Origin of the sequence: Methylorubrum extorquens (assembly GCF_024169925.1) — a bacterium.
Classification (GTDB): Bacteria; Pseudomonadota; Alphaproteobacteria; order Rhizobiales; family Beijerinckiaceae; genus Methylobacterium; species Methylobacterium extorquens_A.
In genome coordinates, this window is sequence record NZ_JALJXF010000001.1 from 4,837,954 (window position 1) to 4,855,265 (window position 17,312).

Genomic DNA, 17,312 nt, shown 5'->3' on the forward strand with positions numbered 1-17,312 from the left:
GGCTGATGAAAGCGTTGCGCCACGGCGGCGACCCGGCCGGATGGTGAACGGACTGCGCAGGGCATGTCGCCTGTCTCAGATCGGCCGGCGGCCACGGCGGGGAAATCCTCCGGCCGTCTTCCCGCGATGTTAACCGCACGGCGAAATCGTCGGGCCGTGCTCGCGGGCGTTTAACGCTTCGGCGCCACGATCGCGGCTCGATCCGCCCGCACCAGGTCCGCCCGCCATGACCGCAGCGCCCTCCATAGCGGCCACCCGCCCCCTTCGCCCGCGTCCCGAAGAGGCCGCCCGGCTCGCCTGGGTCGATGTCGCCAAGGGCCTGTGCATCATCCTCGTCGTGATGATGCATTCGACGCTCGGCACCGGCGAGGCGCTCGGCGGCGAGGGCTTCCTGCACACGATCGTCGAATTCGCCAAGCCGTTCCGGATCCCCGACTTTTTCCTGCTCTCGGGGCTCTTCCTCGGCCGGGTGATCGACCGCGACTGGCGGCTGTTCGCGGATCGGCGGGTGGTCCACTTCGCCTATTTCTACGGGCTGTGGGTGGTGATCCAATCGCTGTTCAAGGCCGGCTCGATCGTCGCCGGAGCGGACGGGAGCGCGGAGAAGCTCGCTGCCTTCGGCCTGCACCTCGCGGAGGCGCTGGTGGTGCCCTACTCGACGCTGTGGTTCGTCTACCTGCTCGCGGTGTTCTCGGTGGTGACGAAGCTGCTCCACCGCCGGGTGCCGCCGGCCCTGCTGCTCGTCGCGGCGGCTCTGCTGCAGATCCTGCCGACGAGCGGCCTGCCCGAACTCCTGGACGAGTTCTGCGAGCGCTACGTCTACTTCCTCGGCGGCTATCTCTTCGCCGAGTGGATCTTCCGCTTCGCCGACCGGGTGCGCGAGCGGGCGGGCCTGGCGCTCGCGGGCCTCGCCCTCTGGGCCGTGCTGGAGGCCGTGTTCGTGTTCACGCCGACAGGAATCGAGGCGCTTCCGACGCTCGCGCGCCTGCCGGTGGTCAGCCTGGCGCTCGGCACGGTCGGCGCGCTCGCCATCGTCGCCTTTGCCGGGCTGATGACGCGCGCGGGCGGCCCCGTTACCGCAGCGCTGCGCGCCTGCGGCGAGCGCTCCATCGTGATCTATCTCGGCTTCTTCCTGCCGATGGCGCTCACCCGCACCGGGATCGCCCGGTTCAACGAGGCCCGGCCCGACCTCGCCCTCGATGTCGGGCTCGCGAGCCTCGTCGTCACCGTGGCGGCGGTCACGGTGCCCCTGGCCTTCGAGCGGCTGGTGCGCGGTTCGCGGCTGGATTTCCTGTTCCGGCGCCCGGCCGCCTTCCACATCGCAGCCGATCCGGCACGCCGGCGACCGGCGGGGGCCCCGCGCGAGGCATGAGCGGACGGCTCTCGGCGGAACCAACCTGCCCCGCCCGCCGGTTTGCCCTCCGTTGGTCTGCGTCTTCGTGCGGACGCGCTTGGGAGGACAGGGGTATGGTGCAGGAAGCATCCGACGCGGGACATGCCGAGGGGCACGCAGCGAGCGGCGATCCCGCCGAGGTGGTTCTCGATGCGCCGCGGGACCGCGCCTACTGGGCGCGCCGGTTCGAGGTGCCGGCGGAGCAGGTGCAGGCGGCGGTCGAGGCGGTGGGCTCCGACGCCGCCCGGGTCGCGGCCCATCTCGGCAAGCCCTGGCCCTACGAGAAGAGCGGCATCGTCTGATCCGGCGTTCGAAGAGCGCCGCTCAGCTCTGCGGCGCGCCTGCATCGCGGCTCGCTTCGAGATGGTCGAGGAGCTGGCGCTCGTAGGCGATCAGCTCGCGCCCGTGCTTGATCGCGCGGTGATACTGGCGCGCCGAGAGTTCGTCCTGGATCGCGAGGATGTAGGGCGCCATGCTCGGCGACGCCTTCATGATCTCCGTGGCTTGGCGCACGAACAGATCCTCGGCCTCCGGCGGGTTGTCGGCCAGATAGATGAACTGGAGCGTGACGCAGAGCCGCTTGGCGGCGGTGTCGGCCTCGGTCTCGGTGATGATCTCGCTCTCGCGCAGGAACTTGCATTGGTTCTCGATCACGAAGGTCGAGCGCCGGTCCCCGTTGCGGATCAGCGCGCCGTTGATGATCAGCCGCTCCTGGGGCTTGAGCTCGATGCGCAGGGCCATGATGAACAGTTCCTTGGTGGGACGAAACGAAGCAAAGACCGTGATGTTCTCTTAACCACGATCGCACGGCTTTGCGCGATGCTTGCGTTTGAAGGGCGAAAGCAGCGGAATCGGACGGTCGGATTAAGGTCTCGGCAAGGCGCGGAATGGAAGGTCCGGGTGTCGCCAAAAGGGCGGCATCAAGACCCACAAGGATCGCCCCCATGTCCTCCGGCATCACGCTTTCGGCCGCCACCCGTCAGAACCTGCTTTCGCTGCAGGACACCTCGGCCCTGACGGCCACCACCCAGAACCGCCTTGCCACCGGCCTCAAGGTTTCCTCCGCCCTCGACAGCCCCGTCAACTTCTTCACCGCTCAGAACCTGTCGAACCGCTCGACCGATCTCGGCGGCCTACTCGACGGCATCTCGAACGGCGTCCAGGCGATCCAGGCGGCCAACCAGGGCATCACCTCGATCCAGAAGCTGATCGACTCGGCTAAATCCACCGCTAATCAGGCGCTGTCGACGCAGATCACCACGACCGGCACCGCGGCCAGTGACTACACCACCCCTGGTTCAAGTGGTGCCAGCGTCAAGCTCTATGTCAACGGCACGGCAACGACGGCGACCATCGCCAGCGGCGATTCGATCGACACGGCCATCACGACACTGAACACAGCGGCCGGCTCGACGATGTTCTCCAAGGACACGACCGGCAAGAAGATCGTGCTGAACGCGAGTTCGGCAGTCGAGTTCGCGACGACGGCCGGCCAGACCGCACTGGGCTTTGCCGCCGGCACGGGCAGCGCCACGGCCAACAAGTACGGCACCGGCAACGACGTGGCGGGTGCTAGCGCCAACCTGACGGTGTCGGGCGTCGATACTCGCGCCAAGCTTGCCGATCAGTACAACAGCTTGCTGACCCAGATTACGCAGCTGGCCAAGGATTCGAGCTTCAACGGCACGAACCTGATCAGCAACGGCGCCGCCTCGAACAAGCTGCACATCGCCTTCAACGAGAAGGACACCTCGAACCTCGACGTCCAGGGTCAGGATTTGACGGCCGACGGTCTCAAGCTGACCTCGATCACCGGCAATTCGGGTGCGACGGCGAACGGCCAGGGCAACTTCCTGCTCGACACCGACATCAAGGGTACCCTGACCAAGCTGACCTCAGGCTCCGACACCCTGCGTACGGCGAGCTCGACCTTCGGCTCGAACCTCTCCGTGGTGCAGAACCGTCAGAGCTTCTCGAAGAACCTGATCAACGTGCTCGATACCGGTGCGGCGAACCTGACCAACGCCGACCTCAACCTGGAAGCAGCCAACTCCCAGGCGCTCTCGACCCGTCAGTCGCTGGGTATCTCGGCGCTTTCGCTCGCCAACCAGGCACAGCAGAGCATCCTCCAGCTCCTGCGCTGATCGCGTTCCCTGAGACGCATCGCGCCAGCAAAAGAGACGGCCGGGACCTTGTTCCGGCCGTCGACCCGTTGCAAAAATTGGAAATTATCCGGCCTCGAAGAGATCGTTAACGCTTAAGAAACCCTGGACATGTTGAATTAACCCTAATGCCGGATCGGTATCGATCTGAACGGGGTTGTTACCCATGTCTTCCAGCGTCACGCTTTCCGCCGCCACCCGCCAGAACCTGCTCTCCCTGCAGGACACCTCGGCCCTGACGGCTACCACCCAGAATCGGCTGGCGACGGGACTGAAGGTCTCGTCGGCCCTCGACAACCCGGTCAACTTCTTCACCGCGCAGTCCTTCAGCAGCCGTTCGGGCGATCTCAATTCGCTGCTCGACTCGATCTCGAACGGCATCCAGACGATCCAGGCGGCCAACCAGGGCATCACCTCGATCCAGAAGCTGATCGACTCGGCGAAATCCACCGCCAACCAAGCGCTCTCGACGCAGATCACGACGACCGGCACCGCAGCCAGCGACTTCGCGGCCAGCACGACGACGTCCACTTCCGTCACCTTCTTCGTCAACGGCGCGAGCAAGACGGCGTCGATCGCCACCAACTCGACGATCGACGCGGCCATCACCTCGCTTAACAGCGCGGCTGGCTCGACGATGTTCTCCAAGGACACGACGGGCAAGAAGATCGTGCTGAACGCCAGCGCGGCGGTCGAGTTCGCGACGACGGCCGGTCAGACCGCACTGGGCTTTGCCGCTGGCACGGGCAGCGCCACGGCCGACAAGTACGGCAGCGGCAACACGGCCGCGAGCAACAGCGCCAACCTGACCATCTCGGGCGTGGAGGCGCGTACGAAGCTGGCCGAGCAGTACAACAGCCTGTTGATCCAGATCACGCAGCTCGCCAAGGATTCGAGCTTCAACGGCGTCAACCTGATCAGCAGCAGCGATGCCTCGAACAAGCTGCACATCACCTTCAACGAGCGCGACACCGCCAATCTCGATGTGCAGGGCAGGGATCTGACGGCCGATGGCCTGAATCTGACCTCGATCACCGGTAACTCGGGTGCGACGGCGAACGGCCAGGGCAACTTCCTGCTCGACACCGACATCAAGGGCACGCTGACCAAGCTGACCGGCGCCTCGGACACCCTGCGCACGGCGAGCTCGACCTTCGGCTCGAACCTCTCGGTCGTGCAGAACCGGCAGGACTTCACCAAGCGGCTCGTCAACATCCTCGATACCGGCGCCTCGAACCTGACCAACGCCGACCTCAACGAGGAGGCGGCCAACTCCCAGGCGCTCTCGACCCGTCAGTCGCTGGGCATCTCGGCGCTGTCGCTCGCCAACCAGGCGCAGCAGGGCATCCTCCAGCTCCTGCGCTGAGGGCGGTTTCCATCCGAGAAGCGGCCGGCCGCCGCGGGACGTTCAGGGGCGATCGCGCGCGGCGGTCGCCCTTTTTCGTCGTGCGGCCTTTGCGTCCACACCCGCCGCCGACGCATCCCCGTCCCGTGCCCGCCCCGTGGCGTCCGGGCGCACGCGTCCATAAATCAGCCGCGTTGTGCGCCGCTTGATCGGCACCGACACGCTTGTCCGTCGCGTGCCGGCCGGGGACCTCAACCGCTCGATGAACGCCATCCTGATCAAGCTGTTCGCGACCGCGCTGACCCTGTCCCAGGTCACGACGCGGCCCGATGCGGTGCGAACCCAGTTCGACCCGGCCAAGGATGGCGCGCAGGTCGTGGCGATCCTGCGCGACGGCTGCGCCCACATGCGCAAGTCCTTCGACATCGAGGACATCAATCTCGACGAGCTGATCTCCACCGCCATGGAGGATCCGAGCGCTGTGGCGGGCGACAACGCGCCCAAGATCCTGCACGGGCTCGACATCGCCGAGCTGAACACGAGCTACAAGCAGTTCTGCAAGGCTGAGAGCTCGGCCAACTCCCCCTTCGAGGCGGCGGCGGTGATCGCGTTCTACAACAACGCCGTGAAGGATCTGCCCTCAGCCGAGGCCCTGCGCGACATCAAGCTGCCCAGCGCCAGCGTGATCCTGGATTCGGCGGGCAAACCCTATTCCGAGACCTTCGAGACCCATGGGCGCCGCCTCCTCGTGCCGATCGAGGGCGTGCCCGACCTCGTGCAAAAGGCCTTTGTCGCCGCCGAGGACAAGCGCTTCTACCAGCACCACGGCATCGACGAGCGTGGGGTGATCCGCGCCTTCGTCGGCAACCTCGCCTCGCCGGGGCGCCCGGCCGGCGGCTCGACCATCACGCAGCAGGTGGTCAAGAACCTCTCGGTCGGTGACGACGTCACCTACGAGCGCAAGATCCGCGAGATGATCGTGGCCTCGCGCCTGGAGCGGCTCCAGACCAAGCCGCAGATCCTCGGCCTCTATCTCAACGGGATCTATCTCGGCCGCGGCGCCTACGGCATCGAGATGGCCGCGCGGAGCTGGTTCGGGAAGTCGGTGGGCGCGCTGAGCCTGCCCGAGGCCGCCCTGCTCGCCGGCCTGCCGAAGGGGCCGAACTACTACAGCCCCGACAAGTACCCGGAGCGGGCGCGGGAGCGCCGCGCCTACGTGCTGAGCCGGATGAAGGAAGAGGGCACGATCACCGAGGCGCAGATGAACGCAGCGGTCGCCTCCGATCTCGGCATCAAGCCGCCGGACGCCGCGCGCCAGGATTCCGGCTTCTACCTCGTCGATCAGGTCGCCCGCGAGGCGCGCAGCTTCGCCGGCCTCGAATCGCTCACCAACGCGAGCTACACCGTGCGCGCCACGGTGAATGCCGGCCTGCAAAGCGCGCTCGAAGGGGCGCTGCAGGAGGGGCTGGCGACCTACGAGCGCGGCACCGGCCGCGCCCGCTACGAGGGGCCGGAGCTGAACCTCGCCGAGGCGATCAAGCGCATCGAAGCCGCTGCGCCTGCGCCGGAGCCGGCCGCGCCGCCGCCTGCGCCCGAGGCAAAGAGGGGCGCCAAGAAAGGGGCGGACAAGGCGGCGGCGAGGGCGCCGGCCAAGCCCGCCGCCCCGCCTGCGATCCAACCCGTGATCCAGCCCCCTTGGCAGCGCGCGCTCGTCTCCGCCCGGCCGCCGCTCTACGACGTGCGCTGGCCGCTCGCGGTGGTGCTCCAAGCGGGTAAGAACGGCACCAGGGTCGGCCTGCCCGACGGCCGGGTCGCGAGCCTGGAGCCCGGCTCCGCGCGGGGAAAACTTCAGCTCTACGATGCCGTGCGGGTGCGCCTGCGCGAGGGCAAAGGGAGCCTCCGGGCCGACCTGCGCGTGCGCCCGACCGTCCAGGGCGCCGCCATCGTCTTGGAGAACCGCACGGGCAGGATCCTGGCGATGAGCGGGGGCTTCTCCTATCCGCTGAGCCAGCTCAACCGGGTGACGCAGGCCGTGCGCCAGCCGGGTTCGACCCTGAAGCCGCTGACCTACCTCGCGGCGCTGAATGCGGGGCTCCAGCCCAACACGCTGGTGATGGATTCCGCCGTGACCCTGCCGCCCATCGGCGGAACGGGCGATTCCTGGTCGCCGAAGAACTATGACGGCGGCGGCTCCGGCGCGACGACGATCCGGCGCGGGCTCGAATTCTCGAAGAACCTCGTCACCGCCCGTCTGCTCCAGGGCGGCATCACCCCCAAGGCCCCCGATAGCCTGCAGCGCGTCTGCGACATCGCGCTGGAGGCCCAGCTCTACGCCGAATGCGAGCGCTACTATCCCTTCGTCCTCGGCGCCCAGCCGGTGCGGATGATCGATCTGGCGAGCTTCTACGCCGCCATCGCCAACGAGGGCGCGCGCCCGAGCGCCTACGCGCTGGAATCGGTCGAGCGCGACGGCAAGCCGGTCTACAGTCATCCTGACAAGGCGCCGGTGCGGATCGGCTCGGCCGACCGGGTCGCCTTCTACCAGCTCAAGACCATGCTCCAGGGCGTGACCCAACACGGCACCGCCGCGGCGCTCTCGGGCATCTCGGCCTACGTGGCCGGCAAGACCGGCACCTCTGAGAATGAGAACGACGCGTGGTTCGCCGGCTTCTCGAACGAGATCACCGTGGTGGTCTGGGCCGGCTACGACAACGCCGACGGTGTGCGCCACACGCTCGGCCGTGGACAGACCGGCGGCCACGTCTCCGTGCCGGTGGCAAAGGCGATCTTCCAGGCGGCCTGGGCCAACGGTGTGGCGCGCACGCCGCTGGCGCCGCCTTCTCCGGAGGCGAAGGCGCTGATTGCCGACCTGCCGATCGAACCAAGGAGCGGCCAGCGCGTCCCGGGCGGGGGCTTCATCGAGCATTTCCGCCTCAAGGGCGGCCAGGTCGCCGACACGCAATACGCGCTGGTGCCCCGCGACACGCTCTACGCCATGCGCCCCGACGCGGAGGACGGCGATTACGGCAATGCGGAGGACGGGGCGGACGTTGCCGGTGACCTCTTTGGCAACCTGCCGGGTGGGCGCCGCAGCACCGAAGACCCGTTCGTGCAGCGCCGTAGCGCCGAGACCGACCGGACTGTCGATCCTTGGGGCCTACGCCGCGACCGCCGGGAGGAGCCGCAGGCCTGGCCCGGCCGCGACCGCTACGGGCAGGTCAACCCGGTGCCGTTCGGCTCGCCCTTCGACGATGAGGGCGACACCCGCGCGCGCCAGCGCCGCCGCGATCCCGACTACCTGTTCGGCGACGATCCCGGCTACTGAGCCTACGCCTTTGGCGCCCTCCGACGCCCTCCCTCATCGACTCCTCCGAGGTCCGCTTTGCCCAGGCTTTTTCCGGCCGCCCTTCTCGTCGCGCTCGCGCTGGCAGTGCCCGCCCGCGCGCAAGAGGCAGCAAAAGATCTCCCGAAGCCCGCCGCCCTGGTCTCCGACCGGGTCAAGGACGTGCCGGCCCTGACGCCGGGCGACGCCGCGAGCCTCAAGCCCGGCACGGTGCTGTTCAGCGATCACCGCGAGGCCGCCTCGACCAATCCGGAGAGCGGGCTGATCGCCTTCGAAGCGTGGCGGAAGGCGCGGGGTCCGGAGGCCGCCGCGCTCAGCCCCTGGCCCGGCTATACCGAGCCCGACTACACCCAGACGGTGAACGGCGTCGCCAAGCCGCGCCACGAGACCCTGAAGGTCTATGTCGCGGAAGGCCGCTTCGTCGTGGCCAAGCCGCCCTCCGCGATTGATCTCTCGGCGTTTGCCAACTTGGACTTCCTGGCCAAGATGGATCCGGTGATCCGCCACAAGCGGCTCGAACCGGCAGAGGTAACGCCGACCAAGGACCCGGCCGCCGCCTTCGCCAAGCGTCCCGACCGGCCTTGGTGCGGGGCGGGCGGTGTCTGCATCGAGTCGCGCTACGATCTCGAGGGCAAGCTGCCGCTCGGCGTGAAGCTCGCCAACAAGCTGGAACTCGGCTCCTCGAAAAGGATAGCGGAGTTCGTCTCGTTCCAGAGCGAGCTGCGGGTGCTGCCGCCGGCCGAGGCGGCGGGCCTCGCCGCGCTCACGAAGATCGACACGCCCGTGGCGGGTGGCCTCGAACAGACGATCTTCTGGGTCAACCAGATCCTGCGCTTCGGCAAGTTCCTGGCGGTGATGCAGCCGGCCCCGGACGATCCGAACCGGACGGTGGTGACGACCTACATGGCTCTGGCCATCAAGGCCGACGTGCTGGAGCGCAAACAGGAATACGCCCGCGTGCCGGTGCTGAAGAACCTGCTGCCGGTGCAGGTGCTGATGGGCAATTCCTCGTTCAACACCGGCACCTCGATCAGCGCGGGCGTGCCGACCTACGCCCGCAACCGCATCGTCGCCTTCGCCGACGCCCTGGCGAAAAGGTGACATACGTTCACCGGCGTCATTCATTCCTCACAAAAACGTGAGCAAGAGGGATAAGTGTCGCCGGAAAGATACAGACACATTCTGGTATATTGGATAAAGTAATACGACTCGTTCCTGAGACCGCGAGTCACCTCAGCCGGCGCGCCCCACGGGCGCGCCGCTTTTTGTTTGGGCCGGTCTCATTGCCAGTGAGGCCGGAGGGTGGCGTATCGTCCCGCCGGATTGCAGGTGGAGCGTCCCAGGCGTCGAAGCTGTCCTCGGTAGGATTCCGGAAAATTCCACGATGAGATCGTGCAGGCTCGTTCTCGCGCTCCTGACGCTGGTCGTCTTCTCCTACGATGGCAGCGGCACAAGCGCGGCCACCGTGAGCCGTTGCGCGCTCGATCTTATCCTGGCGCCGGACGGCACGCCGACGCTGACGGGCGACTGTCCGCGCGATGCGGGAGGCGTCGCGGCGGCCCTCACACGCGCGCAGGGTACGCTCGCATCCACCAGAGTGATCGCGCTCGGGCGCACGACCTTCGGCCCGGCCGGGCTGTTCGATCGCTGCGCGGTGATGGCGCGCCTCGCCGACGATCCGCGCTGGACCGTATCGATCGACAGCCGCAGGGCCAGCGTGCCACTCCGTGATGGGCTCAAGGCCGACCTGCTGGCCCCGGCCATCGCCGCTGCGCTTGCCCGAGCGGGGCGCAAGTTGCGCGGCGTGAGCCTGGAAACGGTTCTTCTGTCCGACGCCCCGGCCGAGGACTGCCCCAAGAGCCCTGCCCGAGCACCGATCGAGGCGCAGATGTGGTTGTCATTGGAGTAGGTGCCGTGCCGCTCCTCACGGATTGCCTGGGCCCTTGGCGAGGCCGGCAAGAGTGAACAGGTCCACCGAGAGCTTGGCGCCGACCACGAACGCGTCGGGAATGTTCTTCGGGTAGTACGGAAACCGCGTCTGGTCCGGGTTGACGATGTATTGCAGGTTCGGCGTCAGCCGGATCGCGGGCGAGACCTGGATGCCGTAGTTCAGCTCCATCATGATCTGCTGCCGCGGAAGCGTGCGGAACAGACCGAGGGAGGCTTGCGCCGCCTCGATATTGTCGAGCGCCAGCGGGCTGAAGGCTTGCGTGTTGATGACGAAGCCGACCGTATCGTAGGGGCGCCCCGCGAAGGTGCCGGTCTGAAGCGCGCCGATCTCCAGGAAGTAATCCTCGACCAAGCGCCCCCCGGTGCCGGCCATGGCGACGCCGAACAGGGTCAGCCCCTGGATACCGTTCGGATCGGGGCGCCAGACCATTTGGTCGAAGCGGGCATAGATGCCTGAGCGGCCGAACCGGGTGGCGGGGGACAATCCGGTGAGCACCCGGCGGCCGCCGGCCACGTCCCGCACCGGGTCGGTGTAATCGGAGCGATCGACCCAGCCGCCGATGCCGTAATTGCGGGGCAGCGCATCGTTGGCGAAGGTCGTCGAGTAGCCGAGTTCGAACGGCACGATCGCGCCGGTCGCGCCCTTGGTCGAGAAGTCGAGGCCGTTGTCGCCGGGCTGCTGGTGCAGCGGGTTCACCTCGTAGGCGCCGACATGGAAGAACACCCGATCCGTCAGCCACGCCTTGGCGTGCCCGCCCCAACTCGCCACCGGCCAGAAGGTGAAGTTCGAGGTCTTGAACACGAAGGTGGGGTTGCCGCAGGCGGAATTCGTCTGAAAATTGCAGTAGACCGGCGAGTTCAGGAAGTTGATGTTGGCGACCAAGCGTCCGACCTCGATGTCGAGCCGATTGTCGAGCAGCTTCTGCTGGTAGGAGAGCAGCGTCAGCCGCGTGGTCTGGCCGCCGCCGAAGATCTCCTGCACGCTCGTGTTGTTGCCGATGAAGTCGTCGGCGAGGTTGCGGCCATGGCGGTTGGTGACCGCAACATGGACCGAGCCACCCTCGATCCCGGCCAGCCGTTGCAGGTCGGCGTCGATGCCGAAGAAGAGCTGTCCGGCGTAAGCGCTGCCCTGGCGGATGCCGCCGACAGGGTTGGCCGCCGCCTGTCCCGTATAGTTGAGCAGGAACGAGAGGCCGTTGCCGAAATCGAATGTGCCGGGCGACAGGGCCGGGGGCGTCGCGGATTGGCCGAGCACGTCGGCGGCGGCGGCCGCGCTGCCATCATTGCCGAAGGGCCGGGGCGGTGGCGCCCGCCGGGCGACCCGCCGCAGGGCGGGGCGCCGGACGACGGCTGGGACGCCGCTCTCGGCACGCGCGAGGCCCGGCTGCGGGGGCGCATCCCGCGCGCCGGCCGGCATCGCCCCTGGCCCGAGCGCCGTGAACAGGCCGATCGCGGCCCAAGCTGCCTTTTCGGCTTTCATGTCGTTCCCCCATCGACGACGTGTCGGTTTGTCTTGGCGCCCCGTTTCGGGATGTGATTTGAGTGAACAATAACTAAGAGTTGCATCTTGGTGCGACCAGCATCTGCGTGAGTCGCTCTCGAAGCGGGGCGCGGACGAGGCGGTCGCGCGCGCCGTCGGTTCGGCTCCGCCCGACCGATCAGGCGGCGCGCTTCTTCAGGAAGCCGACCAGAAGCCCCGTCACGATCGTGCCCACGGCGAGCGCGATCAGCGCGCCCGTCACGTTGGTCACGGCGTTGGGGATCGGCAGCACGAACAGGCCGCCATGGGGCACCTTGAGGGTCACGCCCGAGGTGAGGGCGATGGCGCCCGCAACGGCCGAGCCGGCCACCATGGAGGGGATCACCCGCAGCGGGTCGGCGGCGGCAAAGGGGATCGCGCCTTCGGTGATGAAGGCCGCGCCCAGTACGGCGGCCGCGCCGCCGGCCTCGCGCTCCGGCGCAGTGAAGCGGGACGGGAACAGCCGGGTGGCGAGCGCAATGCCGAGCGGGGGCGTCATGCCGCCGAGCATCACCGCCGCCATCGGCGCATCGACGCCCGACGAGAGCAAGGCGGCGGAGGAGGCGTAGGCCGCCTTGTTGATCGGCCCGCCCATATCGACCGCCATCATCCCGCCGAGCACGAGGCCGAGCAGCAGAGCGCTCGCCCCCTGCATTCCCTTCAGCCACTCGGTGAGCGCGGCGAGCCCGGCGGCCACCGGCACGCCGACGACGTAGACCATCAGGAGGCCGGTGATCGTGGTGGCGATGAGCGGTAGGATCAGGACGGGCTTCAGGCCCTCCAGATTCCTGTGCAGGCGGATGTGCTTGTTCAGGAAACTTGTCGTGTAGCCGGCGATGAAACCTGCCGCGATGCCGCCGAGAAAGCCGGCCTGAAGGTTGGCGGCCAGCATGCCGCCGATCATGCCGGGCGCGATGCCGGGCCGGTCGGCGATCGAGTAGGCGATGTAGCCGGCGAGCGCCGGCACGATCAGGGCAAAGGCGGCCTTGGCGCCGATCTCGCCCAGCGCGTAGCCGAGTGTGCCGGCATTCTCCGGCTTCATCGCGTCGATGCCCCCAAAAGCGAAGGCGAGCGCGATCAAGAGGCCGCCCGCCACCACGAAGGGCAGCATGAAGGAGACGCCCGTCATCAGGTGCTTGTAGGCGCCGGCTTGTCTCTCGGCGGCGGCCGGGCGGGCGGGGCCGTCGGCCTGCGCCTCGGCGGTGCCCGCCGCCTGCATCTGCGCCTCGGCCAGCGCGGTGGCGATCAGGCCCTTGCCGTCGCGGATCGCGGCCTTGGTGTTGGTGGCGTAGACCCGTTTGCCGGCAAAGCGCGCCCGGTCGACGCCGGTATCGGCGGCAATGAGCACGATGTCGGCGGCCGCGATCTCCGGCGCGGTCAGCGCGTCGCGGGCACCGACGGAGCCTTGCGTCTCGACGCGGACGGCGTGGCCGAGGGCCTGGGCCGCGGCCTGGATGCCCTCGGCCGCCATGAAGGTGTGGGCGATACCGGTGGGGCAGGAGGTGATCGCCACGATTCTCTTGCGGCCGGCCGCGGCGCCTGCTGCGGGCGAGGGCGCTTCCGCGCCGGCGCTCAAGCGGTCGAACACGGCGTTGACGTCGGTGAGCACGTCCTCGATCGCGGCGCGCGCCCGGTGCAGCGCGCCGAAGCGGCCCTCTCCGAGGTCGCCCTCGCCGACGAGCAGCACGGCTTTCGCCCCCGCGATGGCTGCCTCGGAGAGCGGGTTGCCGCCGGCGCTCTTGCTGCGAATTTCGAGAGTGATCGGCGTGTTGCGCCGCCCGGCCGCCTTGCGCAGGGCCTCGGCGGCAAGGACGGCGTGGGTGGAGAGGTCTCCGCCTCCCACCACGGCCAGAAGCTGTGCCATGGGTTTCCTCCTCGGATTTTTGCTTGGTCGTTGGCCGTCCGTCGCGCTCAGCCCAGGGGCTCGACCCGGATCTCGGCGGCGAGTGCCTCCACCTCGGCCCGTCCCGGCAGGTTCGCCCCCGTGCGGCTGAGCTTGCCCGCGGCGAAGGCCAGCGCCCGCCGGGCGAGGTCGGGCAGGGCCAGGCCGTCGTGCAGCCCGGCGACGAGGCCGGCGACAAGGGCGTCGCCCGCGCCGACGGTGCTCGCCACCCGCGTCGGCGGGGGCAGCGCCCGCACCGCGCCCTCGGACGCGACGAACAGCGCGCCCTCGGCTCCAAGCGAAACGCAAACCAGGGCAATGCCTCGGCTCTGGAGTTCCCTCGCCGCGTCGAGCACGTCCGCGAGGGCGGGAAGCGGGCGCCCGGCCCATTCCTCCAACTCGTGCCGGTTCGGCTTGATCGCGTTGGGCAGGCTCTCTCGCCGCGCCGCGAGGGCGGCGGCTAGAGCCGGCCCGGAGGCATCGAGGACGACGCGGACGCCGCGGCGCTTCAGCTCGGCGGTGAGCCGGACATAGATGTCGGGACCGAGCGAGCGCGGCAGGCTCCCGGCGAGCACCGCAAGGCTGCCGGGACCGGTGAGATCGTTCAGGACCGCGCGCGCCGCCTCGACGATGGACGGGCCGAATTCGAGCCCCGGCAGGTTGATGTCGGTGGTCTCGCCGGTCGATGCGTCGAGCAGCTTGAGGTTGGTGCGCGTCTCGCCGGCGATCCAGACGAAGCGGTCGTCGATGCCCTTGGCCGCCAGAAGCTGCGCGAACGGCGCGGCGTTGTCCTGGCCGAGCACGCCGGTGGCGGCGACCGGCAGGCCCCAATCGGCGAGGCAGCAGGCGACGTTGACGCCCTTGCCGCCGGCATCCGACCAGACCGAGCGGGCGCGGTGGACGCTGCCGGGGGAGAGGGTTTCCAGGGTGACGGTCTGGTCGATCGCCGGGTTGAGGGTGAGGGTGACGAGGCGCATCGCTCAGGCTCCGGTCGCGGCTTTGTCCAGGGCGCGCACGGACGCCGCGTCTTCCTGGGCGCAGGCTTGCCCTGCGAGCGCCTTCAGTTCGGCGTGGTCGCAGGCCCGCAGGCGTGCCTTCACGCCGGGGAGATCGCGGGGCGTCATCGACAGTTCGTGGACGCCGAGGCCCGCGAGCAGGCTCGCGCCGAACGGATCGCCCGCGATACCGCCGCAGACCCCAACGAAGCGCCCGTGCCGGGCCGCGCCCTCGCAGGTCATGCGGATCAGCCGCAGCACTGCCGGGTGGAGCGAGTCGGCCTCCGGCGCGAGGTCGGTGTTCTGGCGGTCGATGGCGAGCGTGTACTGGGTGAGGTCGTTGGTGCCGATCGAGAAGAAGTCGCAGTGCCGGGCCAGCACGTCGGCCTGCACCGCGGCGGCCGGCACCTCGATCATGATCCCGAGCGGCACCTCCGGCGCGCCGATCTCCTCCCGGATTTCCTCGCAGATCGCGCGCAGCCGCAGCACCTCGGGCACCGAGGTGATCATCGGCATCATGATCGAGAGCGGCGCGTCCTTGCCCTTGGGGGCGTCGGCCGGCACATGGTCCCTGGCGGCCCGGTAGAGGGCGCGCAGTTGCGGCTCCATCAAGTCGGGCCGGCGCAGCAGCAGGCGGGCGCCGCGCACGCCGAGGAAGGGGTTCTCCTCTTTCGGCAGGCGGAGGTGGGCGACCTGCTTGTCGCCGCCGATGTCGAGGGTGCGCACGATGAGCGGGCGGCCCCCGAGCGCCTTCAGCATGGCCGAATAGGTCGCGTACTGGTCGTCCTCGGACGGCGTGTCGCCCCGCTCCAGAAACAGGAACTCGGTGCGCATCAGGCCGACGCCCTCCGCACCCTGATCCAGGGCCAGCGGCACTTGCTCCGGGTTGTTGACGTTGGCGCCGATGGCGATGCGGTGGCCGTCGCGGGTCTCGGCAGGCATCGCCCGCTCCCGCGCCTCGGCCTCGGCCTGCTCGCGCTGGCGCGCCTGCCACGCTTTGGCCGAGGCGATGTCGGCCTCGCTGGGGTCGAGGTAGAGCCGGCCGGTGGTGCCGTCGATGATCGCGAGCGTGTGGTTGGCGAGCGCCAGCAGGCCGGGCCCGCCCGCGACGAGGGCCGGGATGCCCAGGGTGCGGGCCAGGATCGCGGTGTGCGAGGTCGGGCCGCCCTGCGCCGTGGCGAGCCCGATGACGCGGGCCGGGTCGAGCCCCGCCGTGTCGGAGGGGGCGAGGTCGGGGGCGATCAGGATGCAGGGCACGTCCGGCAGGTCGTGGCCGCTCTTCAGCGCCGGGTCGATCTGCGCCAGCACCCGGCGGCCGACATCGCGCAGGTCGGCGGCGCGAGCAGCGAGGACGGGATTGCCGAGCGCCGCGAGTTGGCCCGCCATCCGCTCGACAGCGGCGTTCCAGGCATAGGCCACGCCGTGGCCCTCGACCATGAGCTGGCAGGCGAGCGTGATCAGGTCGGTGTCCTTGATCAAATCGGCTTGCGCGGAAAAAATGCCGGCATCGGCCTTGCCGAGGCGCCGCTCGGTGTCGTCGGCGAGCGCCTTGAGTTGGCCGCCCGTCGTCGCGAGCGCACGGTGCAACCGGTCGGCGCCGGAGGTGAGCGGCTCGGGCTCGTCGGGCACCGCGACCTCGGCCGCTGCCAGCACGTGGATCGGGCCGATGGCGAGGCCGGGGCTGGCGCCGATGCCGGCCATCACCCGCAGGCTCCCGGCGGGGTTCCATCCGGCCACCGGTGCGGCGGCCTTGGCCGCGGCTTCCGCCGCACGCTGGGCGGCGGCCTTCTCCCCGGCGCTCAAAGACGTCACCGCAGCGCAGATCTTGGCGAGCGCGCCGGCCTCGTCGTCGCCCTCGGCCGAGATCGTCACCTCGTCGCCGCAGCGCAGGCCGAGTTGCAGCAGGGCGATGAGGTTCTTGGCGTCCGCGACTCCATCGCCGTGACGCACCTGGATGCGGGCGGGCAGCGCGCGGGCGGTCTCGACCCAGTGCGAGGCGGGCCGGGCGTGCAGGCCGGTCGGGTAATCGACGGTCCAGTCGAAGCGCTGGCGCAGATCCGTGACCGGGCCGGACGCTATCGGCGCGGCCGCATCCTCCGTCAGCGCGGCGGCGATATCGGCCTCGCTCTCCGTGGTCCGGAGCTGTTCGAGGCGGGCCTCGTCCTGAATCAGGCGGGTGAGGCGGCGCAGCACGGTGATGTGCGTGTCCGACTGCGCGGCGATGGCGACCACGAGATGGGCGGTCTGGCCGTCGTGCCATTCGATGCCGCCGGGAATCTGGAGGACGGCGAGCCCGCTTTCGCGCACCAGATGGCGGTCATCGACCATGCCGTGCGGGATGACGACGCCGTGGCCGAGATAGGTGTTCGCCACCCCCTCGCGGCGCAGCATGCTGGCGCCGTAAGCGCCGTCGATGCAGCCGGCGGCGGTCAGCAGCCCGGCCGCCTCGCGGATCGCGGCCTCCTTGCTCGCGGGGGCGGCGCCGAGGCGCACCAGCAATTGCGGACCCGTCCGCGGGGGCGAAAATGTCGGCGTCAGCGCGAGCATGGCGTGCTCTCCTCAACCCGGGGGGCGCCCCGGATGGCTTTGCCGGGTGCGTCGGTCATCGTTGGCGCTTCGGCCTGACCTGTTGTTCTCTATGAAAACGTTTTCATAACCTGCGTCAAGCGTCATCATGCATCAAAGTGCAGGCCGCCGCTTGCTCCACCTTTCGTGGAATGGCA

At 69.1% G+C, this 17,312-nt stretch carries 12 protein-coding genes; 7 read left to right on the forward strand and 5 right to left on the reverse strand.

Annotated elements, in window-relative coordinates:
* Positions 1 to 226 precede the first annotated feature (226 nt).
* Positions 227 to 1,372 (forward strand): acyltransferase family protein, encoded by a 1,146-nt coding sequence (locus J2W78_RS22575; protein ID WP_253373806.1) that lies wholly within the window; start codon positions 227 to 229, stop codon positions 1,370 to 1,372.
* 95 nt (positions 1,373 to 1,467) lie between these two features.
* Positions 1,468 to 1,695 carry a DUF3606 domain-containing protein gene (locus tag J2W78_RS22580; protein WP_253373807.1) on the forward strand — a complete coding sequence of 76 codons (228 nt, stop codon included), beginning with the start codon at positions 1,468 to 1,470 and terminating at the stop codon, positions 1,693 to 1,695.
* Positions 1,696 to 1,717: 22 nt separating this feature from the next.
* On the opposite strand, the gene J2W78_RS22585 is transcribed toward J2W78_RS22580, so the two are convergent.
* Complete coding sequence (locus tag J2W78_RS22585; protein ID WP_253373808.1) at positions 1,718 to 2,134, reverse strand: flagellar biosynthesis repressor FlbT; 417 nt, start codon at positions 2,132 to 2,134, stop codon at positions 1,718 to 1,720.
* 203 nt (positions 2,135 to 2,337) lie between these two features.
* Here J2W78_RS22585 and J2W78_RS22590 point away from each other — a divergent pair, with 203 nt between their 5' ends.
* The 5 genes from J2W78_RS22590 to J2W78_RS22610 all read left to right on the forward strand — a co-directional run bounded on the left by J2W78_RS22590 (position 2,338) and on the right by J2W78_RS22610 (position 10,152).
* Complete coding sequence (locus tag J2W78_RS22590) at positions 2,338 to 3,537, forward strand: flagellin (protein ID WP_253373809.1); 1,200 nt, start codon at positions 2,338 to 2,340, stop codon at positions 3,535 to 3,537.
* A gap of 184 nt (positions 3,538 to 3,721) precedes the next feature.
* Entirely contained in the window at positions 3,722 to 4,921 is a 1,200-nt protein-coding gene (locus J2W78_RS22595) for a flagellin (RefSeq protein WP_253373810.1), read from the forward strand.
* Between the two features lie 241 nt (positions 4,922 to 5,162).
* A complete protein-coding gene (locus tag J2W78_RS22600) occupies positions 5,163 to 8,225 on the forward strand; it encodes a penicillin-binding protein 1A (RefSeq protein ID WP_253373811.1) in 3,063 nt (1,020 codons plus the stop codon).
* 57 nt (positions 8,226 to 8,282) lie between these two features.
* On the forward strand, positions 8,283 to 9,344 hold the full coding sequence (locus J2W78_RS22605) for a hypothetical protein (protein WP_253373812.1): 1,062 nt from the start codon (positions 8,283 to 8,285) through the stop codon (positions 9,342 to 9,344).
* 283 nt (positions 9,345 to 9,627) lie between these two features.
* On the forward strand, positions 9,628 to 10,152 hold the full coding sequence (locus J2W78_RS22610; protein ID WP_253373813.1) for a hypothetical protein: 525 nt from the start codon (positions 9,628 to 9,630) through the stop codon (positions 10,150 to 10,152).
* Positions 10,153 to 10,167: 15 nt separating this feature from the next.
* Here the strand turns inward: J2W78_RS22610 and J2W78_RS22615 are convergent, their stop codons facing one another.
* The 4 genes from J2W78_RS22615 to ptsP all read right to left on the reverse strand — a co-directional run bounded on the left by J2W78_RS22615 (position 10,168) and on the right by ptsP (position 17,136).
* Positions 10,168 to 11,673, reverse strand: a complete 1,506-nt coding sequence (locus J2W78_RS22615; protein ID WP_253373814.1) for a carbohydrate porin — start codon at positions 11,671 to 11,673, stop codon at positions 10,168 to 10,170.
* A gap of 178 nt (positions 11,674 to 11,851) precedes the next feature.
* Positions 11,852 to 13,576 (reverse strand): fructose-specific PTS transporter subunit EIIC, encoded by a 1,725-nt coding sequence (locus tag J2W78_RS22620; RefSeq protein WP_253373815.1) that lies wholly within the window; start codon positions 13,574 to 13,576, stop codon positions 11,852 to 11,854.
* A 47-nt stretch (positions 13,577 to 13,623) separates the two neighbouring features.
* Positions 13,624 to 14,571: a 1-phosphofructokinase gene (gene pfkB / locus J2W78_RS22625; protein ID WP_253373816.1), complete on the reverse strand. Its 948-nt coding sequence runs from the start codon at positions 14,569 to 14,571 to the stop codon at positions 13,624 to 13,626.
* A gap of 3 nt (positions 14,572 to 14,574) precedes the next feature.
* On the reverse strand, positions 14,575 to 17,136 hold the full coding sequence (gene ptsP, locus J2W78_RS22630; RefSeq protein ID WP_253373817.1) for a phosphoenolpyruvate--protein phosphotransferase: 2,562 nt from the start codon (positions 17,134 to 17,136) through the stop codon (positions 14,575 to 14,577).
* Positions 17,137 to 17,312 lie beyond the last annotated feature (176 nt).